The organism is Paraburkholderia sp. SSBN10T (assembly GCF_056619545.1).
Map to the genome: position 1 here is coordinate 111,170 of NZ_JBWQQI010000016.1, position 26,883 is coordinate 138,052.

General features: G+C 62.0%; 27 protein-coding genes. 14 read left to right on the forward strand and 13 right to left on the reverse strand.

The features are described 5' to 3' along the window. Positions 1-161: 161 nt before the first annotated feature. The gene (locus tag AC1ECK_RS23430) at positions 162-1,199 is read right to left on the reverse strand and encodes a hypothetical protein (RefSeq protein WP_480323240.1); all 1,038 of its coding nucleotides are present in this window, start codon (positions 1,197-1,199) and stop codon (positions 162-164) included. A gap of 422 nt (positions 1,200-1,621) precedes the next feature. Here AC1ECK_RS23430 and AC1ECK_RS23435 point away from each other — a divergent pair, with 422 nt between their 5' ends. Further along, positions 1,622-4,045, forward strand: coding sequence for a penicillin acylase family protein (locus AC1ECK_RS23435; protein ID WP_480323242.1), 2,424 nt, complete (start codon positions 1,622-1,624; stop codon positions 4,043-4,045). Positions 4,046-4,354: 309 nt separating this feature from the next. Then, positions 4,355-5,173: a hypothetical protein gene (locus AC1ECK_RS23440; RefSeq protein WP_480323244.1), complete on the forward strand. Its 819-nt coding sequence runs from the start codon at positions 4,355-4,357 to the stop codon at positions 5,171-5,173. A 33-nt stretch (positions 5,174-5,206) separates the two neighbouring features. Here the strand turns inward: AC1ECK_RS23440 and AC1ECK_RS23445 are convergent, their stop codons facing one another. Then, positions 5,207-6,367, reverse strand: coding sequence for an iron-containing alcohol dehydrogenase (locus AC1ECK_RS23445; RefSeq protein WP_480323246.1), 1,161 nt, complete (start codon positions 6,365-6,367; stop codon positions 5,207-5,209). Then, positions 6,367-6,675 carry a putative quinol monooxygenase gene (locus tag AC1ECK_RS23450; protein ID WP_480323248.1) on the reverse strand — a complete coding sequence of 103 codons (309 nt, stop codon included), beginning with the start codon at positions 6,673-6,675 and terminating at the stop codon, positions 6,367-6,369. Before AC1ECK_RS23450 ends, AC1ECK_RS23445 begins: the two co-directional genes overlap by 1 nt. Before the next feature lie 116 nt (positions 6,676-6,791). Between AC1ECK_RS23450 and AC1ECK_RS23455 the strand changes: the two genes are divergently transcribed. Beyond that, entirely contained in the window at positions 6,792-7,076 is a 285-nt protein-coding gene (locus AC1ECK_RS23455) for a hypothetical protein (protein WP_480323250.1), read from the forward strand. Between the two features lie 18 nt (positions 7,077-7,094). On the opposite strand, the gene AC1ECK_RS23460 is transcribed toward AC1ECK_RS23455, so the two are convergent. The 6 genes from AC1ECK_RS23460 to AC1ECK_RS23485 all read right to left on the reverse strand — a co-directional run bounded on the left by AC1ECK_RS23460 (position 7,095) and on the right by AC1ECK_RS23485 (position 13,104). Further along, a complete protein-coding gene (locus AC1ECK_RS23460; protein ID WP_480323252.1) occupies positions 7,095-7,808 on the reverse strand; it encodes a YceH family protein in 714 nt (237 codons plus the stop codon). 180 nt (positions 7,809-7,988) lie between these two features. Then, positions 7,989-9,047, reverse strand: a complete 1,059-nt coding sequence (locus tag AC1ECK_RS23465; RefSeq protein WP_480323254.1) for a YncE family protein — start codon at positions 9,045-9,047, stop codon at positions 7,989-7,991. Positions 9,048-9,115: 68 nt separating this feature from the next. Then, positions 9,116-9,826, reverse strand: coding sequence for a TonB family protein (locus AC1ECK_RS23470; RefSeq protein ID WP_480323256.1), 711 nt, complete (start codon positions 9,824-9,826; stop codon positions 9,116-9,118). 1 nt (position 9,827) lies between these two features. Continuing rightward, positions 9,828-10,226, reverse strand: a complete 399-nt coding sequence (locus tag AC1ECK_RS23475) for an ExbD/TolR family protein (protein WP_480323258.1) — start codon at positions 10,224-10,226, stop codon at positions 9,828-9,830. A 2-nt stretch (positions 10,227-10,228) separates the two neighbouring features. After that, a complete protein-coding gene (locus AC1ECK_RS23480; RefSeq protein ID WP_480323260.1) occupies positions 10,229-10,918 on the reverse strand; it encodes a MotA/TolQ/ExbB proton channel family protein in 690 nt (229 codons plus the stop codon). 14 nt (positions 10,919-10,932) lie between these two features. After that, on the reverse strand, positions 10,933-13,104 hold the full coding sequence (locus AC1ECK_RS23485; RefSeq protein WP_480323262.1) for a TonB-dependent receptor: 2,172 nt from the start codon (positions 13,102-13,104) through the stop codon (positions 10,933-10,935). A 327-nt stretch (positions 13,105-13,431) separates the two neighbouring features. Between AC1ECK_RS23485 and AC1ECK_RS23490 the strand changes: the two genes are divergently transcribed. From AC1ECK_RS23490 to AC1ECK_RS23520, 7 genes are all read left to right on the forward strand, one after another. Continuing rightward, positions 13,432-14,148, forward strand: coding sequence for an acid phosphatase (locus AC1ECK_RS23490; RefSeq protein WP_480323264.1), 717 nt, complete (start codon positions 13,432-13,434; stop codon positions 14,146-14,148). Positions 14,149-14,326: 178 nt separating this feature from the next. After that, positions 14,327-15,049, forward strand: coding sequence for a response regulator transcription factor (locus tag AC1ECK_RS23495; protein ID WP_480323266.1), 723 nt, complete (start codon positions 14,327-14,329; stop codon positions 15,047-15,049). Next, entirely contained in the window at positions 15,036-16,409 is a 1,374-nt protein-coding gene (locus AC1ECK_RS23500; protein ID WP_480323268.1) for a sensor histidine kinase, read from the forward strand. The genes AC1ECK_RS23495 and AC1ECK_RS23500 overlap by 14 nt, the downstream gene beginning before the upstream one ends. 78 nt (positions 16,410-16,487) lie before the next feature. Then, positions 16,488-17,405: a transcriptional regulator GcvA gene (gcvA, locus tag AC1ECK_RS23505; RefSeq protein WP_480323270.1), complete on the forward strand. Its 918-nt coding sequence runs from the start codon at positions 16,488-16,490 to the stop codon at positions 17,403-17,405. A 107-nt stretch (positions 17,406-17,512) separates the two neighbouring features. Continuing rightward, entirely contained in the window at positions 17,513-17,986 is a 474-nt protein-coding gene (locus tag AC1ECK_RS23510) for a RidA family protein (RefSeq protein ID WP_480323272.1), read from the forward strand. Between the two features lie 49 nt (positions 17,987-18,035). Further along, the gene (locus AC1ECK_RS23515) at positions 18,036-19,232 is read left to right on the forward strand and encodes an aminotransferase class V-fold PLP-dependent enzyme (protein WP_480323274.1); all 1,197 of its coding nucleotides are present in this window, start codon (positions 18,036-18,038) and stop codon (positions 19,230-19,232) included. Between the two features lie 93 nt (positions 19,233-19,325). Next, positions 19,326-19,820, forward strand: coding sequence for a cupin domain-containing protein (locus AC1ECK_RS23520; protein ID WP_480323276.1), 495 nt, complete (start codon positions 19,326-19,328; stop codon positions 19,818-19,820). Between the two features lie 150 nt (positions 19,821-19,970). Here AC1ECK_RS23520 and AC1ECK_RS23525 read toward each other — a convergent pair whose 3' ends face one another. The 3 genes from AC1ECK_RS23525 to AC1ECK_RS23535 are packed head-to-tail and all read right to left on the reverse strand — an operon-like array spanning position 19,971 to position 21,734. After that, entirely contained in the window at positions 19,971-20,555 is a 585-nt protein-coding gene (locus tag AC1ECK_RS23525) for a YceI family protein (protein ID WP_480323278.1), read from the reverse strand. Between the two features lie 26 nt (positions 20,556-20,581). Beyond that, the gene (locus AC1ECK_RS23530) at positions 20,582-21,142 is read right to left on the reverse strand and encodes a YceI family protein (RefSeq protein WP_480323280.1); all 561 of its coding nucleotides are present in this window, start codon (positions 21,140-21,142) and stop codon (positions 20,582-20,584) included. Between the two features lie 31 nt (positions 21,143-21,173). Continuing rightward, complete coding sequence (locus tag AC1ECK_RS23535; RefSeq protein ID WP_480323282.1) at positions 21,174-21,734, reverse strand: cytochrome b; 561 nt, start codon at positions 21,732-21,734, stop codon at positions 21,174-21,176. Between the two features lie 300 nt (positions 21,735-22,034). On the opposite strand from AC1ECK_RS23535, the gene AC1ECK_RS23540 reads away from it, so the two are divergent. The 4 genes from AC1ECK_RS23540 to AC1ECK_RS23555 all read left to right on the forward strand — a co-directional run bounded on the left by AC1ECK_RS23540 (position 22,035) and on the right by AC1ECK_RS23555 (position 26,082). Beyond that, positions 22,035-23,198 (forward strand): porin, encoded by a 1,164-nt coding sequence (locus AC1ECK_RS23540; protein WP_480323284.1) that lies wholly within the window; start codon positions 22,035-22,037, stop codon positions 23,196-23,198. A gap of 235 nt (positions 23,199-23,433) precedes the next feature. After that, entirely contained in the window at positions 23,434-24,228 is a 795-nt protein-coding gene (locus AC1ECK_RS23545) for a MipA/OmpV family protein (RefSeq protein WP_480323286.1), read from the forward strand. Positions 24,229-24,429: 201 nt separating this feature from the next. Next, positions 24,430-25,200 carry a DUF4118 domain-containing protein gene (locus AC1ECK_RS23550; protein WP_480323288.1) on the forward strand — a complete coding sequence of 257 codons (771 nt, stop codon included), beginning with the start codon at positions 24,430-24,432 and terminating at the stop codon, positions 25,198-25,200. A gap of 54 nt (positions 25,201-25,254) precedes the next feature. Next, on the forward strand, positions 25,255-26,082 hold the full coding sequence (locus AC1ECK_RS23555) for an alpha/beta hydrolase (protein WP_480323444.1): 828 nt from the start codon (positions 25,255-25,257) through the stop codon (positions 26,080-26,082). 144 nt (positions 26,083-26,226) lie between these two features. Here the strand turns inward: AC1ECK_RS23555 and AC1ECK_RS23560 are convergent, their stop codons facing one another. After that, on the reverse strand, positions 26,227-26,655 hold the full coding sequence (locus tag AC1ECK_RS23560) for a rubredoxin (RefSeq protein ID WP_480323290.1): 429 nt from the start codon (positions 26,653-26,655) through the stop codon (positions 26,227-26,229). Positions 26,656-26,883: the final 228 nt, after the last annotated feature.

Genomic DNA, 26,883 nt, shown 5'->3' on the forward strand with positions numbered 1-26,883 from the left:
GAGCTGAAAAACGGGGAGGAAATACAACTAGATATCACATGCCCCCTCGCCCGGCAACGCAGCAGTCTTGCCCGGCACGTCGCAGCTCCATCAGACCGTGCCGGGCCACCAGAGCTTCGTCCTTTCCTTCGGGACGGAATGCAATCCGTCCCGAGCCGTCTTTAGAAAGTCACCGCTGCCTTCAAGCTGGCTACCGCCGCGGCGTTCAAACGAATCTGATAATTCTGCGAGTAATTGACGGTGTAACCCGTCGCCGTTCCCGGCGCCGCAACCGGATACACATTACCGCCGATCACAGTTCCCGCCTTGACGAGGTTGCCGCAATAGACATTGCCATTGAGCTCATAGTAGGTGCGATATGTCGTTGTGGTCAGGTTCGGCCGCACAACCGACGCGACGTAGGTTGTCACGCCGTTGATGGTGGACACGCTACCGTTGCTTAGCGTGTAAACCGTGCCGTCGTCGTTCGACTGAATACCGCCTGCCGCCATCAACGCGGCAATCGTCGTCCCCGAGGCAACCGGATTGGGTGTGTTGCCCGTGGTGGAGCCGTTGTAGTCGACAACCGTGTATGCATCGGCGAGTTCGGTCGCGGTGAACTTCAGGTAGGCAGCGCCCGTACCCCATGTTGCCGTCGTGCTCAGCAACGCAGAATTGTAGTAAAGCGCGTTAAACCATTGAGCCAGGTCGGTCGGAGCCGATGCGACGGTTCCACTCAAGGACACCACGGATAGGCCGCTGCGCAACCTGCTGTCCACGACGGTCACGCCGTCAGTTGCGAGCGTGTTGTCCTTAATGCTGGAGCCTTGATACGAGACGCTGGTCTGAGATCCCGAACCCACGAGAATCGTGCCGTTGACCAGGTAACGCTCAACGGAGAAACTGCTGGGCACGCTCAGCGTCTTCGCCAGCGAGGTGGGTGTGGAGCCGTTGAGCGCCTGCGTGCCCCCTGTGGAAGGCGAGGCTGCAATCGATGCATGCGATTCAATCAGATACTCCGTGCCGCTCACCGGTGTACCCGAAAGCGGCAATACCCAATTCAGCTTATAGGCAGCATTCGGCGCCAGCGTAAATTGTTCAAATGCCTGCTGATCCGCACTCAACGCAGTCTGACTCGCCGCTGCCGACGTGCTGGAACTGCTACTTCCGCCTCCGCCGCCGCACCCTGCCAATAGCGCCGAAAGGCCGAATACAGCCATAAACCCCGCTCGATGGATTTCTTTCATTTTTATTGCCCGTTTACCTGTGTTTATGCGTTTTGAGTTTTTTTAGTGACGCGAGACGCTATTTGAATCAATCTCGTCTCTCGTCTATTTCGAGGCCAGATAACCTCCCCTCCATTTACGGCGACACCCTCTTTAAACTTTAATAGCGCTGCCCATGGCAACGAGATAGCCGGTCTATCTGGCGCGTCCTCCTACTCTCCATTCAAACGTGCCGAAACGCACAGGCCGCACGCCGGCCAGCCGAATGTCCTCGGTCACACACCCGTGCTATGGTCGTACACGATCCGGCCACGACCGCATGCCACGCACGGCCGCAACCACGACATCCCTGATCGACGATGACTCGTTCGAGCCTCTCCGTTAGAAGACCAGCGTCTCGCTGGTTGATCCGCGTGATGTGCGCCATCGTCGTCATCGTGATCGCGCTGGTGCTGGCATGCTGGATGACGCTGCGCGCCAGTCTGCCGCAACTCGACGGCGCGCACGCCGCACCGGCGTTGTCCGCTGCCGTCTCGATCGAACGCGATTCACTAGGCGTCCCCACGCTAGCGGGCAGCACCCGCACAGACGTGGCTTACGCAACCGGCTTCGTCCACGCGCAGGATCGCTTCTTCCAGATGGACCTGTTACGCCGCGTCGCGGCCGGCGAAATGGCCGCGCTGATTGGTCCGGCCGCGCTCGAGCTCGACCGCCGCAACCGTCCTAACCGGTTTCGCGAACGCGCGCGAATGCTGATCGACGCGTTGCCCGCCGACCAGCGCGCGCTGCTGGACAACTACACGGCAGGCGTCAACGACGGACTGGCCGCCCTGAATTCACGTCCGTTCGAGTATTGGGTGCTGCGCACGCAACCGGTGGCGTGGCGTCCCGAGGACACCCTCCTCGTGGTCTACGCAATGTATTTCGATCTGCAATCGCACGAGGCAATCCGCATCCTCTCGCGCGCCGCGTTGCGCGCGCGCGTGCCCGCCGATCTGCTCGCGTTCCTGCTGCCGGCAAAGAGTCACTGGGACGCGCCGTTCGACCTCGCCAAGCCGCCCCCGGTCGAACTTCCCACGCCGCCGGCTACGCGCCCCGACTGGTTGCAGGCATCGAAATCCGCCGACGCCACATCGCAAGGCACCGACCTCGCGCAAGGCGATCTCACGGACGACAATGCCATGATCGGCAGCAACGGCTGGGCGGTGGATGCCGCACACAGCACCCGCGGCGGCGCGCTGCTCGCAAGCGACATGCACCTCGGCCTGTCGCTGCCCAATCTCTGGTACCGGCTCTCGTTGAAATGGAACGGCCCGGGCGGTCAAGCGCGGCGCATCACCGGCGTCAGCTTGCCCGGCACACCGCTCGTCATTGCCGGCAGCAACGGCCGGGTTGCCTGGGGCTTCACCAATAGCTACGGCAGATTCATCGACCTGATCGAACTTCAGCGCAATCCTGCCGATTCGCTGCAATACCGGGTTCCCGGCGGTGGCTGGCAGCGTGCGACGCTTTATCACGAGCGCATCGACATCAAGGGCGGCAAACCGGTAGATCTGCCGGTTGCCGAGACGCAATGGGGTCCGCAGATCATGGTCGGCTCGCACGCCTATGCACTGCGCTGGGTCGCCCACGATCCTCAAGCAGTCAACGTCAACCTGCAACGGCTCGAAGAAGCCACCAGCGTCGAAGACGCACTGCACATCGCACAAACCAGCGGAATTCCAACGCAGAATTTCACCGTCGCCGATGCCCACGGCAACATCGGCTGGACGCTTGCCGGACCGCTGCCGCGCTGGAGCACAGCCGCGGGCGGATCGAGCGGTCCGTTCGACGACCTGCCCTTCGATTCGGCCACGTATCAGGGCTGGCAAGGCTACCTTGAGCCGCGGGCGTATCCAGCGCGAGTCGATCCACCGCTCGGCCGTTTGTGGACCGCGAACAACCATACGCTGCCTGACACCGAAGCGGCGCTGCTAGGCGACGCTGGCGCCGACGTCGGTGCGCGCGCATCGCAGATTCGTGACGATCTGCTGGCGCTGCCGCATGCCGACGAGCACGACATGCTGGCTATCCAGACCGACGACCGCGCGGCTTGGATCGACAGTTGGCGCCGCCTCGCGCTCGCGTCGCTCGACGCCGCCGCGCTGCGCGATCATCCGCAACGTGCCGAATTCCGCCGTCTCGTGCTCGCATGGAACGGCCGCGCCGACGCCGACGCGGTCGGCTACCGTCTCGTGCGAGCGTTCTACTTTTCGCTCTACGACGCCTGGTTCGGCAAGCTCGACGAAGCACTCGCGGCGAGTGCCGTTGCCACCGCAACCAGCCAGCCGCTCAGCTTTCGCTCCGCAAGTTCCCGCTACGAAGCGGTCATGGAAGCGCTCGCCGCACATCAGGCGTGGGTGCCGGACGGCATCTCCGGCTGGCACGCGTTCATGCTCGAGCGCATCGACCACGCCATCGCGCAGTTGCCGCCGGGCGTGACGCTCGAACAAGCGCGCTGGGGCGATCGCAACCGTGCGGCGATCGAGCATCCATTCGCGCGAATCGTGCCGGCGTGGTTGCCGTGGCTGCGCGCCTCGCTCAGTGCGCCACAGGATCCGTTGGCGGGCGACTTCAACATGCCACGCGTGCAGGCTCCTTCGTTCGGTGCATCCGAACGCATGGCCGTGTCGCCGGGCCGCGAGCAGGACGGCTTGTTCGACATGCCGGGCGGTCAGTCGGGTCATCCTTTGTCGCCGTATTTTCTGGCGGGCCACGAGACCTGGGTACACGGCGAGTCGACCGCATTCTTGCCGGGGCCAGCGGTGCATCGGCTTGAACTGGCGCCGCCGGTCCACTGAGCGGACAAAGCGGTCGAACCGTTCCACGCTTGGCTTGGCTACCAGTACAAGCCTGGACGTGAAATTGATCCCCCATTTGTCAAATTCGCCTTTAGCGATCTTATTCAATAAATATAAAACGCATTAAATTAACCTTTAATGGACTTTCACTGAGATAACAGTACATCCATATACAAGGTTTCAGCTAAACTTCCGGTTCGCAAGAGGCGATAACGCGCCGCAGCGCTAACCCACATCTGTCATTGCATTCCGGAAAAGGCTTGAGTGATGTCCGATCAGTTATGCGTAATACATGGGAAAATCAGCACCATGGAGCAGATCCTGGTGGATCTTCTTGCCGTCACTCAAACGCCGGCGGGCACGTTAGCCAAAGCCTTTTCACCTATTCTATTTGCATTAAACGAAAATAGCGCCAAAACAATAATGAATAACTGGCAGCGTCGTTATCTAATGCGCATTTCCAGGCAGATCGATCAGACTACCCATATCCCGACTTCTCGAATCGGCGGATCGGAACCCCAGGCCGGGCAGCCCTATCTGATGGACATCACCATCGACGGCATCAACTATCGAACCGTGCTGAGCGGTCTCTGCTTTAGCGAAGGAGACGACGTCACCGCAGTCGTTGACGAACGAGGTTCCTTATTGGCAGTCGCAAGAAAGGATCAGACCGCGATGTCGATCCATGCGGGCTGCAAAAACGGCTTCGCGCAACTGATGAATCATCTGTGGTGGGTCGCGAGGTTGCTGTTCTGGGTGACGATGATTCCGATGCTGTTGGTGAACGTGGGCGAGCTCACGCTCAACAGCTCGTGGGATCTGACCATTTTCCTGATCGTCCTCGCCGGCTCGCCGTTCGTCCTCCTGACCCTGTGCGCGCTGCTATGCGGGTTCGTCAAGCGGCACGAATTCATGCCTGCGTGGCTTGCGTCGAGCATCTTCGAAGCGCTCGGCCGTCACGATCTGTCCACCCTGAATTTCACCGCGGCCGAAACCGAAGCCCCGCATGATGGCAGGAAGCGGCCGGGCGACAAGGGGCGCGTGCTGTATTTCTGGCCGGCAGACCGAACCGCGACGGTCGAGCGTACCAAGGTTCTCGCCGCAGGCCGGCAAGTGGAACAAGGCTAGTGGTAAGCGGAGGCGCTGCACCACCTGATTCAATCAGAAAGCGGCCGTGTAGATAGCCAAAGCGTCGGCCTCGGAGACAACCCGCGGATTGTTCACCAGCAAACGCGTCTGCAGCATGGCGTCACTTGCCATGCGTTCCAGCCCGCTGCGTTCGATGCCCACGGCCCGTAGCGTGGCCGGAATACCAGTCGCGGCGATCAGGCGCTCGACATGCGCGATCAGCGCCTGGGTGCGGCTTGCGTCACTGCCGGTGGCGGCCGGCACCGCGACGCCAGCCAGTTCGGCATATAGATGAGCTGCCGCCTCCGCGTTGAAGCGCAGCACGTGCGGCAGCACGAGGGCATTGGAAAGGCCGTGCGGCACATGATAGATGCCGCCGATCGGATAGGCCAACGCATGCACCGCGGCAACCGGCGAGTTGGCAAAGGCCTGGCCGGCGAACGTCGCGCCGAGCAGCATCGCTTCACGCGCCGCCCGGTCCTGACCATTTTCGCAGGCCACCAGCAGGTTGCCCGACAGCAACTCGAGCGCCTTCAGCGCCAGCATGTCGGAGATCGGGTTCTTTAAACGCACCGACGTATACGCTTCGATAGCATGTACCATCGCATCGATACCCGTGGCGGCGGTCGCAGCCGCGGGCAGTCCGAGCGTGAGCTCCGCGTCCAGAATCGCCAGATCGGCAATCAGTTGCGGTGCGACGACGCCCATCTTCTTCGCTTCGCCAACGGTGACGATCGAGACCGCGGTGACCTCGGAGCCGGTGCCTGCCGTGGTCGGCATCTGCACGAGCGGCAAGCGCGCAACCTCAACCTTGTTGACGCCGTACATCTCGCTCAACGGCTGTTGCTGTTGCGGCACCAGCACGGCGAGCAGCTTCGCCACGTCCATCGACGAGCCGCCGCCCAACCCCAGCACGATCTCCGCGCCCGCTTCACGCGCCAGCGAAGTCGCCTCCAGCACAATGTGCTCGGGCGGATCGGCGATCACATCATCGATCACGGTGGCCTGCCAGCCATGCGCGGCAAGATCGGCCAAGGCGGGATTCAGCAGACCGCTGCGATGCAGAAAACTATCGGTGATCACGCACAAGCGGGTGAGCGCGGGAAACTGCTCGCGCAGCAGACTACCCAGGCGACGTGCCGCACCATATTCGACGACGAGCGTCGGTACAGTTTGAAAACGGAACGCGTTCATCACGCAGCCTCCTCCGGCACCATGTAGCTCGTCACCTCACGGCGCTCGAGCAACGGAATGATCGTACCGAAACCGAGCTTCTGGAAATGCGGCGTGTCGCGGTGTTCGGCGAGGCCGTTGGCGTCGGAATACTTTTCCAGGATCACGAAGTGGTCCGGGTCAAGCGGTGAACGGAAGAATTCGTAGTAGAGGTTTTTAGGCTCGGCCCGCGTCGCCACCGCAAGCTCCGTCAGTGGCGCGACGATCTTGTCGCCGTTGCCGGGTTGCGCGAAGTAATGTGCAATCACCTGCAGATAAGCCTTAGTCATCGATCACTCCAGCGAAGTCAGTCGTTCAACGTCCTATATTTGTATTGTATTTGATCGGCGGCGAGTTCACCGCGCGCATGCGCTAGACTCACACGAGCAAGACGAAGGAGATTTCGATGATACGCAAGACCCTCAACGCATCGCAGCTACAGCAGGAAGTGAACCGGCGCCTGCATCGCCTGAACGAAATCGTCGAAGACGGTGTGAAGATTCGCGTGCCCCGGCCACAGTTGCAAGAGCCCGATAAAACCGGCTGTAACTGGGACATGAAGCATTTCGGCAACGCTGCCGGCTTCGAGCGCGACATTGCCGCCGTGCTCAAGGCCGTACGCGCCGAATACAACCTAAGCACCGAAACGAAGGACACGGGCAATCCATTCGGCGACTTTCCGGATAACTGAGCGGCACAGCCGCGAGCGTCAGGGCTCGCGCGAGAACTTGTCGAGGCTGATGCCCAACTCCGCAGCCATATGTTCGACCAGCGTCTGAAGGCGCGCCAACTCCTCGCCTTGGCGCCTCACTTCCGCTTTAAGCGTCTCGACCTCCGCCGATGGCTCTGCATCTTCCACACCGCCACGCGCGAACTCTTCACTCACGCTGACTTCGCCGCACAACAGGTGCGTCCAGCGGTTTTCGCGCTCGCCCGGCGTGCGCGGCAACTTCACCACGCGCGGCGGTTCATGCGCCGCCAGTTCATCGAGAAACACTTCGACCGACGAGATGTCGGCGAAGTCGTGCAAGCGCGAGGTGTTCAGGCGCAATTCAGCGGCGGTCTGCGGTCCGCGTAGAACCAATACTGTGAGCAAGGCGGCTGACTGGCTCGGAATGCCCAGTACGCGGTTCATGTTGTGCTCGAAACGCGGCACACGGCTACTGCTGCCTTCCAGCACCAGCGAAAGGCGTTTCAGTCCGTCGATCGCGCCAAGCACTTCCGCCTCGGTCATGTTCATCACCGGAGCGCGAGCCGTCTTCTGGTTGCAGCCGGCGGTCAGCGCGTTGAGCGAGAGCGGATAGGTGTCGGGGACCGTGTGCTGTTTCTCGCTCAGCACACCCAGCACGCGCGCTTCGACGGGCGTCAGTGAGCGCATGGCGGGGCGCGGAGCGGCGCCGGGGGTGTCGGGAGTGGTATTCATAAGTGACATCGCTACGGGCAGCGCCTGGAAGCGCCGCTGTGATCGTGCGCCCGACGGGAATGTCGGGCGGAGATCCGTATGATATCCGGCATTGAGGGGCATCTGGGCGACGGTATCGCGCTGTCCGCCCCCGCTATCGATTACGGCCGTGGATTGACAAGGCTGCACGGCCGTCACCGACTACTTCGGCTGTGCCACCAGCACTTCAAAGGTTCCAGGAACCACCTTCGGGCGCGGATGGGGATTATCAGCCGTCGCCGCCTCGGCAGGACCGAACTTCGACGACACGAGATACACGCGATGCGTCTTTGCATCGAGCGCCATCGTCTTCGCGCCTTCGAGCGTCTGGACGTTTTGCACCACGGTGTAGTGATCGGCATCGTCCTCGTGGACGACGGTCAGCGTGCCGTCGGTGCCGTTCGAGCTAAACGCCAGCTTCAAGGCGGGGTCGAACGCCGCCGTGTCGGGATGCCCACCGATCGGCACCTCGGCCACATGACGGCCCGAAGTCGCGTCGACGACCATCATGCGCTGGTTCGCACAAACCGCGAACAGGCGCGCCTGCGAAGCATCGATGGCGAGTCCGGTCGGATCCTCGCACGGGGCAATCGACCAGTGCGCGAGCACCGTGCCGGCTTTACCGTCCATCTCGACGATTTCGCTTGTGTCTTCAACATTGACAAAAACATGGCCTTGACTGTCCGCCGCGAAGGCCTCGGGTTTCCCGCCTACCGGCATGGTCGAGACAATCTTGCGGGTGGCGACATCGATTGCGCTCACGCTCTTGTCATGTCCGTTGCTGACGAACACCCGCTGCAGCGCGGGCACATACAGGATTCCGTCGGGGTCGGGCCCGGCCGCCTTGATCGTGTCGATCACCTTCAACGTATCGAGGTTGATGACGTTAATCGTATCCGCCCGGCCATTCGTGACAAAGCCGATCTTGCGGTCCTGGACGAATGCGAAGCCATGCACGCCGTCGGTGTTTTCAATTTCGCCGACAAGCTTGCCGGTTTTCGTATCGACGACCTGGACATGCGTATCGCGGCTGACAAACAGATGATGCCGGACGGGATCGTACGCTACATAGTCCCAGCGTTCGGCACCGCTCAGGCCGTAATGCTTCGTTATTTCGAACTGCGTATTATTTGTTTCTGTTGCTGCATGTGCGCCAGCAAGCATCAGCAGAGAGGCGACAGCGCCGGCGATCAGAGTTTGCAGAACGTTTCGTTGTTTCACTTTGAATTGACTCCAGTTGATCATGTTCATCGTTGTTTCAGGTCAGTACCATGCCGGCCCGCTGGCAGTTATTCGTGCTCGTCCAGATTGAACGTGACCCACAATTGCTCAGACAGCGTCTTGCCGGAAAACGCCGGCTCGGGCTTGGGATACGCCGCGTCCCGCACTGCGGCCAACGCAGCGCGGTCCAACAGTCCGATGCCGCTGGACACCACGACGCTCACGTCCGACACCACGCCGTCGCGGTACTGAAACGCGACGCGTGTGCGGCCGGACATGCCCGCCATGCGTGCTGACTCGGGATACCGCAGCGCTGCCTGAATCGCCGCGCGCAGCGCACTCTCAAAGCTGGCCGTCGGCGCGGCCGGCGCCTGAGCGGGCGGCGGTGGAGGTGGCGGACGCGGCGCAGGCGGCGCTTCGGTTGGGGTTGCCGACGGCAGCACCGGCGCCGGTTCTTCCGTCGGCTTGGGGACAGGTGCGAGTCTCGGCGGCGTCACAGGTGCAACATGACGCACCTGTACAACGGGCCGCACCTGCGGCACCACCTTGGGCCTCGGCGGCGTCACGACCGGCTTGGGCGCCGGAACAGGCGCCGGCGACGGCGCTGGGGCCGCCAGCGTCAGCACCGTCGGGGGCAGTTCGGCTGGTGCGTGGGACTTATGCGTGAGGAACGCAAACGCGCCGCCGAGCAGCAGCACTTCCGCGATCAACGCGAGCGCCGCAGCAGGAAACAGGCGCGTCCGTTCTTGCACGTCGCCGGAGGCGGATACAGTTGCCATATCAGTTCGCCACAGCTTGTGCAGCCAGCGCAACCTGCGAGACCCCCGCGGCACGACAAGCGTCCATTACAGCGACGAGCTTCTGAATCTCGGCCTGCTTCGAGCCGGCGATCGTCACAACCGTATGCGCAACGTCGGACCGCGCCGCCAGCATCGCCGTCAGTTGCGCGGGGCTCAGCGTTTGGCCGTCGACCGAAAGACTGCCGTCGGTGGCAAGCGTGACCGTCACTTTAGGCGGCGGCAAAGACTGCGCCGTCGAGCTCGAAGGCAATTGCGTGCGCAGGCCGGCATTCGGAATCATATGCAGCGTGATCATGATGAAGAACACCAACAGAAAAAACATGATGTCGATCATCGGAATGATCTCGATGCGAGCCTTGCGCGCTTCGAAATACTTCATCGTCACGCTCCCTGCGAGGCGAGTTTCCCGACCACGGCGCGCGGGGCCTCACGCGTAGCCTTCGAAGTTTCGTGCGACGCTCCGGCCAGCCGGTTGACGAGCGCGGCCTTCACGGTCTCCAGTTGATGCACGACACCTCGCACCCGATTGTGCAAGCCGTTGAAGAACACCAGACCGATCATCGCCACGAACAGTCCGGACGCTGTCGCGATCAGCGCTTCGGCCACGCCGCCGGTCACCTGGGTCGGCGCGTTGCCCGGATTCGACAGCACCTGAAACGCGTTGAACATGCCCACGATCGTGCCGAACAGGCCGAGCAGCGGCGCCAGCGTCACGATGGTGTCGAGCACCCAGAGAAAGCGGTCGATACGCGGTGCTTCGCGCATGATCGCTTCCTCGAGGCAAGCCCCCAGTTCTTCGCGCGACGACTGTCCGGCAAGACGGCCGGCGGTGACGAACAGCGTGGCGGTGGGCAGCGAGCGAAACTGCTCAGCACATGCGGCAAGCGTCGTCGCATTGAACTGGTCGAGTCTGTCGAGTTGCTCGAGCGCCGCGCGGCTGCTGCTGGCGGCGCGCTGCAGAAACCAGCAGCGCTCGATGATGATCGTCAAGGCGACGAACAGCATCGCGGCAATCACATACAGGACACCGCCCGAATTGTTCGCGAGGTGCAGCAGAGTATCGACAGTCATGGGTAAAGCTCCTGTTAGAAGTCGGTGGACAAGGTGCCGATGAACGCACGGCCCGGGATGGTCCAGTACAGCGGTGTGTTGTCGGCGGCGGTGTAGCCCGCCAGCGCATCGATACTGGTGCGGTTGAACAGGTTGTCGATCTGGAAGCCGATGCGCGTGCTATGCGTCCACGGGGTGAGGTTCTTGATCGTGTAGGCGGCCGAGAAATTGGTCACCGTGAAGCCGCCAATCGGCTGGGTGTCGCCGGTATCGCCGAACTGATGGCCCACAAACTTCGTGATCAGCGAGCCGTTGAGCGGGCCGTGCTCGTAGAGCACACCGGCTGCGGCGGTTTGCTGGGGCGCGTTCGGCATCCAGTCGCCGGTGCTCTTCTGCTTGGCCGAATTGAACGTCAGATTGCCGTAAAGACTGAAGCCGTAGCCGAGCGACAAGGTTGCTTCGGATTCGAAGCCCTTGTACACCGCACCGCCGGCATTCGTGAAGATCACGTTGTCGCCCACCGTGCGGCTCGTCACAGCGTTGCGGAAGTTGATGTAGTACAGGTCCGCGGAAACCGTCAAACGATTGGTCTTGTAGGTCGTGCCGATCTGATAGTTATCCGTTTGCTCCGGATCCGGCTGGCCCGAAACCGACGGGTTCTGTACGTAGAACACATTCAGATTGGGCGCCAGAAAACCCTGCGCGTACTGGATATAAGCGCTCCAGTTCGAAGCGATCTGTTCGTGAACCGTGAGCGACGGCAGCACCTTCGTCCACGTATGACCATAGTCGACCGGATCGCCTGACTTCTGGTTCATCGGCGAATCGATCTGGCGATTGAACGACACATACTTCACACCCGGCGTCACCGTCAGCCCATAAGGCAGTTGCAGCGCGTATTGCAGGTACGGCTCGAACGTCAGCAGCGTGTCGTTCATCGTGAAGTTCTGCGACAGGAAAGCGAAATTCAACGAGTCGTCGACATTGAAGTTGTTGCGGAAGTTGGACTGATGCGTGATCCACGCGCCCATCTGCAATGTGCCCGGACCAATCTTGCGCTCAGCGGTGAGAACGTCGCCCCACGCGCGATAGTTGTTGTTCATCTCCTGACCCGGCACGTCGTTCGCACCAAGGCTTGTGCCGTTCGGCGTCTCGCCGTTCGGATCCATTCCGTTAAAGCCGTTGTGATAGTAGCCGTACGTATAAAGCTTGTTATTGATGACCCATTGAGCCACCTTGGTTTGAACGTTGATGTATTCAAAGTCGGTGTTGATCAGGTCGACGTTGTAGCCGGAATAGGCCTGGCTGGTCGGGTCGCTGTTCAGACTGAAGTTCGGGCCATAGGCCTGAATCTGCGCGGCGGTCGAGCCGAGCGGCACGTTCTGGTGGATCTTGTTGTAGGTGGCAAAGACCGTAATCAACGTATCGTCGCCGATCGGCTTTTCCAGCTTGAAGTAGACGTTCTGGCGGCGCTGTGCCGCGTCCGTCAGGTAGCCGTCGCTACCGGTCTGCGTATAGCCGACCATGACGCGCGCATCGCCCCATTGCTGCATGTCGCCTGTGTTCAACTCCGCACCCGTCAGCCAGGTGTTCCAGCTTCCATATGACCCAAGGACGGAAAACGACGGCGTGAGCGAAGGGTCCTTAGATTCGATGCCGATGGTGCCGCCGAACGTCGCAAAGCCGATCTGCGAGGCGTCGCCCGGACCCCGGTCGATGTTAATGTTGCCGATGACCTGGTTCGAGAAGAACGAAGTCGAGTGATGCGTGAAGTCGTTGGAGTCGCCAAACGGAATGCCGTCGAATGTCACGTTGTACTGACCGTCCTGGAATCCGCGAATGGAAAGACTTTGCGACTCCATCAAACCCGAGCCGTTCGGATCGATATTCGACACGCTCGGAGCGATCTGCACGATGTCGCTGTAGTTCGAGGTCGGCGCCGTGCTGTTCTCGATGTAATGCCGGCTGATCACCGATTTCGGCTCGCTGGCTGTGAGCGAGCCCTGCGAAGGGGCTTGAGCCGGTGCCGACTCGGCGTTTTTGTTCGATTTGGTGCTCGTGTCCGAAGACGAAACGGCCGTGCTTTGAACAGAGCCGAGATCGCCGGAGGCCTGGGCATGAGCGGCCTGTGTTGCGGCCACGCAGAATGAGGCGAGAACGAACTGCGTCAGCGGCTTCTTATGAAACTTTGAACGTACGCGTTGCATGGTTCATGCATCCTTGTTTTGAATGTAGCCGTGGGGCATTGAGTCAGACAAGGCGCGATGTTATCGACGGCGCGTTAATGACGAGTGATGGGTATCTTACGAACTTAAAGTTCTTATTACGGATACCCGACAAACGATGCAGTGCGAGGCTGCGAGGCGAAGTGCGCTTAAGTTTGTAAGTTTCTGGACACCGGTCATTCATCTGTGCGCACTAGGATCAGCAGCCTCAGCCGCGAATCGCACGTGGCTGTGAACCGCTCACGTGGCCTGCGCGCAGATGTCTAACGCCGCCACGTCGAAGCACGCCATCCTCTCTTCCCGGGCACCATGAAACCTCTCCCTTCTTTGTCACTTGTCGTTGCCTTGTTGATCGCAGCGGGCACGGCAAGCCCGTATGTTCAAGCACAAAGCACCAGCTATCTGGACGCGCAGCAGATCGATCTCGGCAAACTGCTCGCGCCACCGCCGCCTCCGGGATCGGCGCGCGAGCAGGCCGATCTCGCAGCGGTACTCGAGGTGCAGCGCACCCGCACTGCCGAACAGGTCGCGCGAGCCCAGGCCGACGTCGACATCTCCGTGTTCCGTTTTGCTGACGTGCTAGGTCCGGCCTTCAATGAAGCGAATCTGCCGAAGACCACCGCGCTGTTTCTCGCCGCACAACACGACGCCGCGACGATCGCGAAAAGCGGCAAGCGTTATTTCTCACGGGCACGGCCTTTCGTGGCAAGCAGCGAGGTGCATCCAACGATATCGACCAACCCGAAGGGCGCTTACGACTCTTACCCGAGCGGTCATGCGACGTTCGGCTATATGAGCGCGATCCTGCTCGCGCAAATGGTCCCCGAGAAGCGCGATGCGTTGTTCGTGCGCGCCCGTGAATTCGGCGAGAACCGGGTGGTCGACGGCGTGCACTATCCGAGCGACGTCGAAGCAGGCCGGATCGACGGCACGCTTGTGGCTGCAGCGCTGATGGCCAATCCTGCGTTTCAGCAAGCGCTAGCTGAAGCCCGAGTCGAACTACGTGCAGCACTCGCACTCAACTAGAGAGCGCCGCGCGCGCCACTGCTGGGCAGCAGTGTCACGAAAGAGCCACATATGCATGGCACGCTACGCGGCCAGGCAGGGCGGCCCGCGCTCGGGCGTCCCCCAATCGCCACGCCAGGCGATTCGGACGCCGCGGCGCCGCCCAACCCATTCGCTGGATCAAACGGAAAACCTCCTCTTGCAAAGTGAAGCATCGGTCGCCTGCCTGACAGGGCGCAGGCCTCGCATCCTGGTCGTCGAAGACGACGATCACGTGCGGCTCGAAGTCGCCGCAGCACTCGAGGACTACGGCTTTACGGTCGATAGCGTGTCGAGCGGGCACACCGGCCTGCTGCGTGCGCTGGACAGCGAATTCGATGCGGTCGTGCTCGACCGCATGCTGCCCGATGTCGACGGTTTGTCGATCCTGTCCACCTTGCGCAACGTCGGCAAGGAAACACCTGTGCTAATCCTGAGCGCCCTGTCGGCAGTCGACGAACGGGTACGAGGACTACGCGCCGGCGGTGACGACTATCTCACCAAACCCTTCGACAGCCTTGAACTCACCGCGCGCCTGAACGCCCTGCTGCGGCGCCGTTCGTCGCCCACGGAAGCCTCGGCACTGAGCGTCGGCGACCTCATCCTCGATATGAGCACGCATCTGGTGGAGCGCGCCGGCGAAATGATCGAGCTCAAGCCGCGCGAGTACCAGTTGCTCGAATACATGATGCGTCACGCCGGGCAACCGGTCACGCGCGCGATGCTGTTCGAGTCCGTGTGGAACTACCATTTCAACGCGCAAACCAACGTCATCGACATGCATATCGGCCAGCTACGCCGCAAGATCAGTCTGAACGGACGACTGTCGGTGATGATCCACACCGTTCGCAATGTCGGCTATATACTCCATGCCGGCGAATAAGCGCCGGCCGCGCATGCACCTGAGCAGCGTCACCTCGCTGCTCGTGGTGTTCGTCACCTCGGCGATCATCCTGTTCGCGATGCTTTACCGCGGAACCCACGGTTACCTGCTGCATGAAGTGGATGAGCGTCTGCTTGGGGAGGTGGCCGAATTCCATTCGATTGGGCGCGACGAGGCGATTGCCGAAATCACGGCGTTGAGCCGCCGCGACGTCGCGAGCACCCGTCCCTATGGCGTATTCGACACCGACGGCACGTGGCTTGCCGGAAACATCCTCGTGCTGCCGCTCGCCCAGAACCGCAAGCCATTCAACTACGTACAGCCCGTGCGCGACGGCCTCCGCATAGTGGATGCGCATTATCGCGGCATCATCGTGCCGACCCAAAGCGGTCTGCGCATCGTCGTCGGTCACTCCATAGATGAAATCATTCTTTTCGACCACACGCTGGTGAAGATGCTCTGCGTCGGTCTGACGCTAACGATCATCCTCGCCGTAGCTTGCGGAGCAGCCCTCAATGCCATGTCCAATCGCCGCATCAGGGCGATCAGCCTGACGGGGCGCGAGATCATGGCGGGACAACTGAGCCGGCGTTTGCCGACCCGCGGCACGGATCACGATCTGGATCGTCTGGCTGAGATCGTCAACACGATGCTCGACGAGATCGAGCGGCTCGTTGCTGAAGTCCGGGGCGTATGCGCAGGCATCGCGCACGACCTGCGCACGCCGATGACGCATCTGCGCGCAGGGCTGGAACGTGCGCGCAGGCGTTCGAACACCGTTGACGACTACGAGAGTGCTGTCGATGCGGCAATCGTGCAGTCCGACGTCGTGCTCACGCGCTTCACCGCGTTGCTCAGAATCGCGGAGATCGAAGCCGACGGCAGACGGGCGAGCTTCGCAGATGTGTCGTTGGGCACCGTGGTGCGCGACGTGGTCGATCTCTATGAACCGGTCGCCGACGACCGTGGTCTGAAGGTCTCGGTGCATACCCCTGCGCCCGTTCACGTCAGGGGCGATGTCGATCTGCTGTTCGGCGCAATCGAAAATCTGCTCGATAACGCGCTGAAATTTACTCCCAGCGGCGGCGCGATTGCGGTCGAAGTTTGCGTCGATGCGGGCGACCCCATCCTGCATGTCGCGGATTCAGGACCCGGCATCGAGGTCGCCGAGCGCGAGGCAGTCTTGCGGCCGTTTTACCGCAGTCCGAGCCAGCCAACGCATGCCCCTGCAGGCCACGGTCTCGGCTTGAGTCTGGTAGCAGCCATTGCGCGAGTCCACAACGCCGACGTAGAGATCCACGACAACCATCCAGGCTGCAAAATGGTGCTGCGTTTCCGGGAAAACGTGCCGGCGCAGTGATACGACCTGTGCCTGCCTTGCCCGCTTCCCGCAACCAGGCGTAGCATGACGGACTCCCCAAGTCCTCGTTCGAGCCCCATGCGTGCCACGCGCCCCTTGCCGCCCCTCATCTCCCTGCGCGCCTTCGAAGCCGCCGCGCGGCATCTGAGTTTCAGCCTGGCGGCGCAAGAACTGTTCGTCACGCAAAGCGCCGTCAGCCACCACATTCAGAAACTGGAGAGCGAACTGGGCGTTGCGCTGTTCGAACGGCGCACGCGTGCCGTTGCGCTGACCACCGCCGGGCAGGCTTACTTTGCAAAAGTGCACGCGGCGTTCGAACTGCTGCGCGCCGGCACCGAGGAAACGCGCGCACCCGCTGCGCAACGGATCAAGCTAACGCTCGGACTATTGGCCTCGTTCGCCACACGCTGGCTTGCGCCTCGCCTGCAGGCGTTTTCTGCCGCGCATCCGGAGATCGAACTGCAACTGCGGCCCGACATCGCGCTTGCCGATGTTCCCGGCGGAGAAGTGGACATGGCGATCCGCTACGGCCGCGGCGGCTGGGCCGGCGTACGTGCCCGCAAGCTCATGCCTGAGCGGCTCGCGGTGGTCTGCTCGCCCGCGCTGCTCGGCGGTTCGCGGCGGCCACGCAAGCCGCAGGATTTGCTGCGCTATCCGCTGCTCGCGTCGCACGCTAAACTGCCCTTTGAGTGGCAGGCTTGGGCGACGCGCTTTCACGTGGACCTGCAACACGCGCAGACGGTGCATCTGCATGACTACAACATCGTCGTTGAAGCGGCGCTTGCGGGGCAAGGCATCGCCATGGGCCGTCACCGTCTGATCGCGCCGCAACTGGCGAGCGGCGCGCTCGTGCAGGCGGTGCCCGATGCGGTGCTGGACGATCCGCGCATCGGCTGGTGGCTCGTCACGCCCCGCGCAGCAGCGGGAGAAAGCGAGGCCGTAGCAGCCTTCCGCGACTGGCTGATGCGGACCGCCGCGGCAGATTCGCTCGATTGAATGCATTAGTTTGACTCATGCGTAGCGGGCAAGAATTCATTGGTCAGCAACCGGCCGCCGCCATAGGATGGTACGCCTATCCACCTGTTTCGTGAGGACTACCCGACATGACCGTCTCGCTTACCACCCACCTGGCCGCACTCGGCATCACGCTCGAATCCGCTGCCGCTCCTGCCGCCAACTACGTCCCGTTCGTGCAGGACGGCTCGCTGCTTTATATTTCCGGTCAGATCTCACGCAAGGGCGGCCAGCCCGCCTACGTCGGCCGGCTTGGCGAAACTATCTCCGACGAGGATGGCGTGCAGGCCGCACGGCTCGCCGCGCTCGGCATCCTGGCGCAGATCGCCGCCGCCACCGGCGACCGGCTCGAGCGTGTGGCGCGCATCGTGCGCCTGGGCGTCTTCGTCGCCAGCACGCCGGAGTTCAACCGTCAGAGCGCAATTGCAAATGGCGCCTCGGATCTGATGGTGCAGGTATTCGGCGACGCCGGCCGCCATGCGCGTGCAGCGGTCGGCGTCGCGTCGTTGCCCTCGGGCGTCGCCGTGGAAGTCGAAGCGGTAGTCTCGCTCACGCAGTCCTGAAACTGAAACGTAGTTCCGAACCGTCGCTGCATCACTGGAGCCCCCATCCATGCCAGTCCCGCTTACCGATGCCGCCGTGCAAGCGCTGCGCGCCCAGACACCGGGCACGCAGCACATCACGCATTTCAATCACGCCGGCGCCTCGCTGCCGTCCGCAGCGACACTGGAAGCAATCCGCGCTCATCTGTGGCGTGAAGCCATCATGGGCCCCATGGAAGCCGGTGTGGCGGCACGCGAGCAAACGGAAAGCGCGCGCACGCTTGCCGCGCGACTGTTCAATGCCCAACCCACGGAGATCGCCGTGACGACCGGCAACTCCCAAGCCTGGGGCAGCGCATTCGCCGCGCTGGGCGCATGGCAGCCCGGCGATCGCATCCTCGTTGCGCGTCACGAGTGGGGCGGCAACCTGGCCACCATGCGCCTGACGGCGCAGCGCGCGGGGGCATCCATCGAAACGATTCCCTCCGATAGCAGCGGCGCGGCCGACCCAGAAGCGCTTGAGGCAATGCTCGACGAGCGGGTACGCCTGATCGTGCTGACCTGGATGCCGGCCAACGGCGGCCTCATCAATCCGGCCGCGGCGATCGGGCGGATCGCGCGCCGCCATGGCATCGCGTATTTCATCGACGCCGCGCAAGCGGTCGGGCAAATGCCGGTGGACGTGACCGAGCTCGGCTGCGACGTCTTGACCGGCGCGGGCCGCAAGGCCTTGCGCGGCCCGCGCGGCACGGGGCTGCTGTATGTGCGGCAGGCATTTCTGGAGCGCCTGACACCGGCGTTCGTCGACACCCGCACGGCACCGCTCGGCGCCAACGGCGAGCCCGCTTTGCGGGCCGACGCGGCACGCCTCGAATCTGCGGAGGTCGCACCGGCGTTGTCGTGCGGTTTGGCCAATGCATTGCAGGAGGCGTTGGAAATCGGCGTCGAAAACATCCGTGAGCGCATCGATATCCTGGCGCAGACGCTGCGCGCCGAATTGGCGCAGATAGACGGCGTGACCGTACTCGATCAGGGACGCGAACGCTCTGGACTGGTGGCCTTCAACGTGGCGGGCCACGACGCCGCAACGGTGCAGCGCGCACTGGCAGCGCGAGGCGTGACGATCGGCGTCAACGGGATCGCCTATACCCCGTTCGACATGAATGCCCGAGGCCTCACCCAGATCGCCCGCGCTTCCGTCAGCTATCTGACCACCGAGGCGGAGATCGGCAAATTGCTGGACGACGTGCGCGCGCTGCTGCAGTAAGATTGTCGCTCACGCCGCGTCATCCAAGCTGGTGCAGCCGGACCACACGCGGCGAACCTGCAAGGCAGGCCTGTTCAAGGCAAGGAGACTTCAATGGAACGCCCCGGGTTCATCCGCCACTGGACCGAACTGGAAGGTCCCGACGACTCCCACTACGAAGGCAGCACCGAGCTGCACGACATTGGAGCGCCGCTTGCCCGCAAGCTCGGGCTTCAGCGCATCGGCATTCACCACTGTCGTTTGCCGCCTGGGCGCCGCACCTCTTACCCGCATGCAGAGAGCGCGGAAGAAGAATTCGTGTTTGTGATCGAAGGCACGCCCGATGTATGGATCGACGGCTATCTGCATCCGCTGAAGCCGGGCGACTCGGTAGCGTTTCCGGCGGGTACGGGGATTTGCCATACCTTCATCAACAATACAGATCAGGATGTGCGGTTGCTGGTGATCGGAGAAACCGAAAAAGCAGAGAACCGGATTCGCTATCCGATGAACGAGGCCCACGAAGCCACTCGTCCGGATCGCTGGGTCGACTGGCCAGCGCGTCCGATGGGTCCGCATGATGGCAAGCCGTCCGGCAGCAAGGCTTAACCGGACGACGCGCGGCTTGCGGCGCAGTACCGTGCCCCGTACGTTGATGCGAACACACCGCCAGCCCCATGTGAAAATGCCCCGGCCTGAATAGCCCGGGGCATTTTCATTAGCAGGAAACCCGCCATCGCGTAGCGGGGCAATCCTCTCTTACTGCTTCACGCCTTCCGCCTGGATGTGCAGGACGGTTGCCATCTTGAAGCCATACGTCTTGCCGAAGTCGACGCCGAAGTCCGAGCGGTCGAACGTCGCCGTCGATTCCGTGCCGCACACTTCGCGCTTGAGCATCGGGTTCTGGAAGCACTTGAACGATTCGATCTTCAGGTTCAGCGGCTTCGTCACGCCGTGCATGGTCAGCTCGCCGATCACTTCGACCGGCACGTCGCCCTTGAACTTCATCGACGTGCCCTTGTAGACGGCGGTCGGGAATTGCGTGGCGTCGAAGAATTTCGTGCCCTTCAGCTCTTCGTCCAGCTTGTCGTTGCCGATGTCCACCGAAGTCATGTCGATGGTGGCTTCGAGCGTACCGGTCTTCGCTTCGCGATCGATCGTCACCGAGCCGGTGGCTTTCGTGAATTTGCCGCGCCAGATCGAAACGCCACCGAAGTGGTCGGCTTCGAAGCTCGGCGACGTATGCGTCGGATCGAGCATATAGGTAGTTTCAGCGGCGACTGCGCTAAACGATGCACCGGCTGCCAGCGCGGCGACTGCTACGGCCAAAAGTTGCTTCTTCAAGGTGATTCTCCAGGTTAGTGTGCGGCTTACTTCTTGGCTGCCACGATGTGAAACTTGATGAGTACTTCGTCGGCGACTACTGAGGTGTCCTTCCATTCGCCCGTGCCGATATCGAACTGGCTGCGTTTGATCGGCAAGGTGCCGTCGAAAGTTTGCGTCGTGCCTTGCTGGGCGACAGTGACCGGCACTGTGACGGTCTCCGACTTGCCCTTGATGGTCAGCGTGCCGCTGACCTTGAACTGGTTGCCGCCGGCGGGTGCAATGGCGCTCGAAACGAAGGTCGCGTTCGGATATTGCATGGTGTTGAACCAGTCTTTGCCGCGCACCTGGTCGTTATAGCTTTCGTCGCCGAGGTCGTAGCTCGCGGTGTCGATGGACAGCTTTGCGCTGCCGGCGGCCGGCTTGGCCGGATCGAAATCGAGCTGCGCCGTGAATTTCTTGAAGGTGCCTTCGACAGGCACGTTCATCTGCTTCGAGGTGGCGGTCACCTTGCTTTTAGCGGTATCGACCTGCGCATGCGCGACGCCGAAAAACAGCGAGGAACACGCCGTGACGGCCACGATCCATTGTCGGAGAGAGGTTTTCATATCGTTGTTGATGTCTGCGGTAAGCCTGGGGCTACTTGAGAAAGGGAATCATGCGGGCCAGCAAGCCATCACGATCGACGAAGTGATGCTTGAGCGCCGCCAGCACGTGCGCGGCTACCAGCGCGAGCAAGCTGTAGTTCAGCCAGATGTGGATGGTTTTCAGCAGCACCTTGAGGGTGGTGTCGGGGCCGATCAACGTAGGCAGCGGCACGATGCCCAGATACACCACCTGGATGCCGGCCGCCGAACTGTAGAGATAGCCGGAGATCGGAATCGCGAACATCAGCAGGTACAGGATCACATGCACGGCTTCGGCCGCCAGCTTCTGCAACGACGCCATGCCGGACGGCAGGGCCGGCGCCCGGTGCGTCAGGCGCCATGCCAGGCGAATGACGGCCAGTGCGAAAACGGTCACGCCAATCCATTTATGCCATGAAAAGTACTTGAGCTTGGTGGGCGTAAAACCGGGAATGTCGGTCATGATCCAGCCGAGATAAAAACCCGCCACGATCATCAATGCAATCAGCCAATGCAGGCTCATCGCGGTCGCGCTGTATCGCTGCTGGAGCGGAGGAACTGTCGTCATCGTCATTTCGGCTGGCGGCTTGAGGGCAGTTCGTCCACACATGAGACGAACAGGACTGAAGGACCGATTCTAGGAGGGGGGATGCCCGCTGAATAGCGCATCCAAAGAGAACACATCGTTGTGCCAGCGTCACCAATAGCCGCCCGGCCTGGTCAAATTCTCTCGCTATTCACTTTATATAACCTTTTTACCTCGAAGACCGTAGCATCGCGGTTCTTATAACTCAACCGAATGGCATATGCGAACGCATTGCCGCCTGGAGAGATTGACTCTCGCAGTCCCCGCTACGTCATGGAGCTTAAAAGCATGAAGAAGTCGTTACTGGCACTTGTGCTGCCAGGGGCATTCGCGTTGTCCGCACACGCGCAAAGCAGCGTCACCCTGTATGGCGTGATCGATACCGGCCTGATCTACGCAAACAACCAGGGCGGCCACAGCAGTTGGCAGGAAACCAGCGCCGCCACCGAAAACACGGTGTATGGCCTGAAGGGTTCGGAAGACCTCGGCGGCGGCTTGCACGCGATCTTCAAACTGGAAAACGGTTTTAACCTGAATAACGGCAGCCTCTATAACGCCGGCGATGCGTTCGGCGAACAGGCTTATGTCGGTGTGCAGAGCGACCAGTTCGGCACCGTGCTGCTCGGCCGCCAGTTCGATACCGTCAACGACGTGCTGGGCCCGATCTCGGCCGCCGGCAACGGCTACGGCGGCAATCTCTCCGCGCATCCGTTCAATAACGATAACCTCTCCGCGGACTCGATGAGCATCAACAACGCGGTGAAGTACACGAGCAACACCTACGGCGGCTTCACCGTTGAAGGCATGTACGCCTTCAGCAACAAGGCCGGCGGCTTTGCGAACAACCGCGCCTACGGATTTGGCGCAACCTATGCGCACGGCCCGCTGAACCTGGCCGCGGGCTACCTCCAGCTCAACAACGCCGGCGGCGGCGTCAGCGGCACGAATCAGAACGGCGCGGTCGCGCTCAACGACGGCAGCGCGGATTTTGTCGCGCAACGCCAGCGTATCTGGGGCACAGGTGGCAACTACACGTTCGGCCCGGCTACGGTGGGCCTGCTGTGGACACACTCGCAGATCGACAACATCTCGAGTGTATTTGCCGGTGGCGACGGTTACGCTACCTTGGGCGGCGGCCTGCGGCTCGACAACTATGAAGTAAATGCGCGATATTCGCTCACGCCGAGCCTGAGCCTTGCCGGTGCCTACACTTTCACTAACGGCTCGTATGGCAACGGCGGCGCCAACGCCTCGCCGGAATGGAATCAGTTCACGCTGCAGACCGACTACACGCTGAGCAAGCGGACCGATGTCTACATCGAAGGCGTGTATCAGCATGTCCACGGCGCGGCGACCGGCTCAGTGCTGGGTGACGCAACGATCAACACGTTGTCGCCCTCGGCAACCGGCACGCAGGTTGCCGTGACGGCTGGCTTGCGTCACCAGTTCTAGGCGCACCGCACCAGCAGTGCAGGACAGGCCGCGCTTTGCGCGGCCTTTTGCATGCCTGCCCGGCAAACGTTTGTTTCGGCAAGAGGTGCGGGAACGCTCCGTATGCCTCATAATCACGCGCGCCCGGAATCTTCCGGGCTACATAACAAGGCCAACCCCGGAGGCCGACCCAGCGGACCCAAACGGCAGTCCGCGGCGTCCCGCCTCCCCGTTCCCCCCTCTTCGAACCGGCAATATGTTTTCGTCACCCCAACTCGGCGCCAGCCTGATGGCGCTTGCCGGCTTGCTGGCGCCCATAGCTAGCTTCGCGCAGCAGGCCACGGCCAACGCCGCGCCGACCCCGGACTGGACAGTGACCATTGGACCCGAAGTACAGTGGGGGCCGGCGTATCCCGGCGCAAATTTCATGCGGCTCAGGCCCTTTCCAGCGTTCGACATCGAATACAAGAACCGCCTGTTCGCCAAAGAAGACATGCTGCTGGGCGTGTATTTCGTCAACAACGCCAACTGGAGCGCGGGGCTCGCGCTTCAATACGATTTCACCGAACGCAAAACCAGCGACGACATCCGGTTGCGCGGGCTGCAAAATGTACCGGCTACGCCGCGGGCCAAGCTCTTCCTCGACTACACGCTATCGGCGTTCACGTTGTCGACCTCGGCGGCCCAGGATATTGGCGGCAACCGCGAAGGACTGGTGGTCGACGCCAATGCCACCGCCACCCTGCCGATCGGCAAGAAGCTGTATCTGACCGCTGGGCCTGGCGTCACGTGGACCAACGCGACTTACCAGCAAACCTGGTTCGGCATCACGCCCAGCCAGAGCGCGGCGTCCGGCTTGCCCGTGTACGACGCGCACGGCGGCGCCGCCACTGGATACATCACGGTCGAAGCGGACTATCTGATCACCAAATCGTTGACCGCCACCGTTCAGATGAAATTTGCCCGCCTGTACGGCAACTCCGCCTCGAGTCCGATCACGCGACGGGTTCAGCAGAATACGGACACCTTGGCCCTGACTTATACGTTCTGAGCGGTGCCGCAGCGCGAAGGTTGGTGAATACCCCCAAACCTGCCGCTGTGCGGCGCCCCTCTTGGGCGAGACGCACAAACCAGGCGCCAAGCGCGGCGTTTTCTTGAGACGGGCGCCAGGAGAACCGGTCCCGCGGGGCGTCGAATGCGATACCATTGGCGCCCAATCTCTAAATGAAGCGTGCATGAAGCACGCAGTGCTGTGAAAATTCAAAACGCCAAACGATGGGCGCCACGCGGTTCCCGAGCCTGGCTCGCCGCGCTACTGGCCCTGGTGGTGGCAAGCGGGGTACGTCTGTTACTCAGTCCCTTCATCGGTCCGGCGATGCCTGGGGCGTTCTTTTGCGTCGCCGCCGCGCTCATCGAGTACCTTTTTGGACTGGGACCGGCCCTGACGGTCATGCTCGTGGGGCTCGTCATTGCCGACTACCTGTTCGTGCCGCCCTACGCCAACTTTACGGTGTTCGATCGCGCCGACCTGACACTCGTCATCTCATACCCGTCGGTGACGCTCATCGTGATCTGCCTGATCGAGCGCCTGCGTCGCGCGCAGTTTCGCGCCGAACTGTTCGCGTCGGTCGCGAAATCGCGCTACGAAATGCTGCTGCGCGCCGACAATAACCGCGCGCTGCGGCGGCGCACGATCGACGAAACGCATCGTCTGTTGCGCCATCTGCCGCACTATCACGACACCATCATTCTGATTCAGGCGCTCGACCGCAAAGCCTCGCTACGCGCCGATGTGGCTCTCGCGAGCGGCGCCGCGCACATGCTGCCGCACACCTCGGCCCCCGGCAGCCGTTTCTCGGCGGTCCACCCGGCGGATATCGCGCGTTTGCAAAACACGCTGACACCGGGCAGTCACCGCTTGCGCATCAAGAGCGGGGATCACACCTACAAGCCAGTCGACTGCGTCGGCGAGCGGTTTACGACGCATGCCGGGGACTTCCTGGTGCTGCGAATCGAGGATTGAGCGTTGGAGCGAGCCAAACACATATTGCAGGAAGGCGGTGAGCACGCCGTGCTCATGCTGCACGGCCTGTCGAGTTCGCCGCTCGAAATGCGCTTTCTGGCGCGTCATTTGAACAACGAAGGATTTACCACTTTCGCGCCGGTGCTGGACGGCTATAGCGCGGGGTCGGCCGAGCGCGACATGCAGGCATGGATCGACGCCGCGCTGCGCGAATTCGATGCGCTGGCCGAACGCTATGCGCGCGTGTCGGTATGCGGCTTGTCGATCGGCGCCGCGCTGGCGCTGGCCGTGGTCAGCAAGCGGCCGCATGCCCACGCGGTGGTGTTGCTTTCGGTCACCCTCTCCTACGATGGCTGGGCGATTCCGTGGTATCGGTTTTTGCTGGGTTGGGCCTACTACACACCGATGCGCAGTCGTTGGCGCTATCGCGAAGCCTCGCCGTTCGGCCTGCGCAACGAGGCATTGCGCGCGAAGATCGCACGCGCCATGCAGCGCAACGGCATTAGCGAGGTGGGGCCGTCGACCATCTCGCTGCCCGCGCTGCGTGAGGCGAGCCGCCTCGCTAAACGCGTACGGGCAAGCCTCGCGGAAATCTCGACCGACTGCCTGATCATTCACGCCATCGACGATGAAACGGCCAACCCACGCAATGCGCATTACGTCGCGGCCAAGATAGCCTCGCCGTTTCTGCGTACGATCTATCTCGACGACTCGTATCACATGATTACGTCGGACAACGAACGTGAAATCGTCGCCGAGGAAACCGCTGCATTCCTGCGCGAGAGCGAAGCCGCCCGCGGCATAGGCAGCGGCGCGGAATCGCAGGTGGTGTCGAAGGCGCTGGCGCGGCGCTTGAGGCAGTTGGCGGCGCTGGGGAACTGATCCGGCGGCCGGGTTCGGGGCGTCATGCGGACGCGCAATTTACCGCCGGGGCAGGTGTTTTCTTTCTCAGCCGCTTGCCCCTACTCCATCGCGGCCAACCGTTCACCGTTAGCGAGAATGCTCGCCAGCAAGAAAGCGCCTCCGTCAAAAATCGACCATGGCGAAATCTTCTTTGCCCACATCGCACAGCGGACAACGCCAATCAGTCGGCACGTCGATCCAGCGCGTTCCCGCAGCAATCCCCTCTTCAGGCAAACCGGCCGCCTCGTCGTAGATCCACCCGCAAATGACGCAGACCCATTGCTTGAATTCGTCGGCGGCTGGGGCGTCATGCACACCGGCGGATGAACCAACGCCCGCGGACAGCGAGCGGCTCGAAGACTTCGTCTCATCAAGACTCACGACAAGCGGCGCCGCCGTACCCACACTGCTTGCGGCTAACTGCGTCTGCAGCGTTTGGAGAAGCGCTTGCGCTTCTTCACGCGTCAAGTCGATCCAGTAGGGATCGCCTGCACCGTCGTTGAGTCGTTCGGGAGCAAACTGAATTTCTAAGGCAACGCCTTTTTTGTACATGGCAAGTCAAAACGGGCATGAAACCGCAACCCACGCGGCGGACGACAATTATCCCCTTATGCGCGTAGCGGATTCGCTACGCTACAGAGATGCACTGTTTCCTGCCGGTAGCTAAAGCCTGCGCGCATCGGCCGCCGGCAGAGCAAATCGACCACCTGGCGCGGGCTCGGGTCAGCGAGTGCGGCCAAGGTTCGGTTCAACGACACGCTAGCGGGTAGCGCCGTCAGC

Excerpts from the sequence above, each read along its gene's own strand:
- AC1ECK_RS23430 (WP_480323240.1), bottom strand. The coding sequence starts at position 1,199 with ATGGCTGTATTCGGCCTTTCGGCGCTATTGGCAGGGTGCGGCGGCGGA.
- AC1ECK_RS23435 (WP_480323242.1), top strand. The coding sequence starts at position 1,622 with ATGTGCGCCATCGTCGTCATCGTGATCGCGCTGGTGCTGGCATGCTGG.
- AC1ECK_RS23440 (WP_480323244.1), top strand. The coding sequence starts at position 4,355 with ATGGAGCAGATCCTGGTGGATCTTCTTGCCGTCACTCAAACGCCGGCG.
- AC1ECK_RS23445 (WP_480323246.1), bottom strand. The coding sequence starts at position 6,367 with ATGAACGCGTTCCGTTTTCAAACTGTACCGACGCTCGTCGTCGAATAT.
- AC1ECK_RS23450 (WP_480323248.1), bottom strand. The coding sequence starts at position 6,675 with ATGACTAAGGCTTATCTGCAGGTGATTGCACATTACTTCGCGCAACCC.
- AC1ECK_RS23455 (WP_480323250.1), top strand. The coding sequence starts at position 6,792 with ATGATACGCAAGACCCTCAACGCATCGCAGCTACAGCAGGAAGTGAAC.
- AC1ECK_RS23460 (WP_480323252.1), bottom strand. The coding sequence starts at position 7,808 with ATGAATACCACTCCCGACACCCCCGGCGCCGCTCCGCGCCCCGCCATG.
- AC1ECK_RS23470 (WP_480323256.1), bottom strand. The coding sequence starts at position 9,826 with ATGGCAACTGTATCCGCCTCCGGCGACGTGCAAGAACGGACGCGCCTG.
- AC1ECK_RS23475 (WP_480323258.1), bottom strand. The coding sequence starts at position 10,226 with ATGAAGTATTTCGAAGCGCGCAAGGCTCGCATCGAGATCATTCCGATG.
- AC1ECK_RS23480 (WP_480323260.1), bottom strand. The coding sequence starts at position 10,918 with ATGACTGTCGATACTCTGCTGCACCTCGCGAACAATTCGGGCGGTGTC.
- AC1ECK_RS23485 (WP_480323262.1), bottom strand. The coding sequence starts at position 13,104 with ATGCAACGCGTACGTTCAAAGTTTCATAAGAAGCCGCTGACGCAGTTC.
- AC1ECK_RS23490 (WP_480323264.1), top strand. The coding sequence starts at position 13,432 with ATGAAACCTCTCCCTTCTTTGTCACTTGTCGTTGCCTTGTTGATCGCA.
- AC1ECK_RS23500 (WP_480323268.1), top strand. The coding sequence starts at position 15,036 with ATGCCGGCGAATAAGCGCCGGCCGCGCATGCACCTGAGCAGCGTCACC.
- gcvA (WP_480323270.1), top strand. The coding sequence starts at position 16,488 with ATGCGTGCCACGCGCCCCTTGCCGCCCCTCATCTCCCTGCGCGCCTTC.
- AC1ECK_RS23510 (WP_480323272.1), top strand. The coding sequence starts at position 17,513 with ATGACCGTCTCGCTTACCACCCACCTGGCCGCACTCGGCATCACGCTC.
- AC1ECK_RS23515 (WP_480323274.1), top strand. The coding sequence starts at position 18,036 with ATGCCAGTCCCGCTTACCGATGCCGCCGTGCAAGCGCTGCGCGCCCAG.
- AC1ECK_RS23520 (WP_480323276.1), top strand. The coding sequence starts at position 19,326 with ATGGAACGCCCCGGGTTCATCCGCCACTGGACCGAACTGGAAGGTCCC.
- AC1ECK_RS23530 (WP_480323280.1), bottom strand. The coding sequence starts at position 21,142 with ATGAAAACCTCTCTCCGACAATGGATCGTGGCCGTCACGGCGTGTTCC.
- AC1ECK_RS23535 (WP_480323282.1), bottom strand. The coding sequence starts at position 21,734 with ATGACGATGACGACAGTTCCTCCGCTCCAGCAGCGATACAGCGCGACC.
- AC1ECK_RS23540 (WP_480323284.1), top strand. The coding sequence starts at position 22,035 with ATGAAGAAGTCGTTACTGGCACTTGTGCTGCCAGGGGCATTCGCGTTG.
- AC1ECK_RS23545 (WP_480323286.1), top strand. The coding sequence starts at position 23,434 with ATGTTTTCGTCACCCCAACTCGGCGCCAGCCTGATGGCGCTTGCCGGC.
- AC1ECK_RS23555 (WP_480323444.1), top strand. The coding sequence starts at position 25,255 with ATGCTGCACGGCCTGTCGAGTTCGCCGCTCGAAATGCGCTTTCTGGCG.
- AC1ECK_RS23560 (WP_480323290.1), bottom strand. The coding sequence starts at position 26,655 with ATGTACAAAAAAGGCGTTGCCTTAGAAATTCAGTTTGCTCCCGAACGA.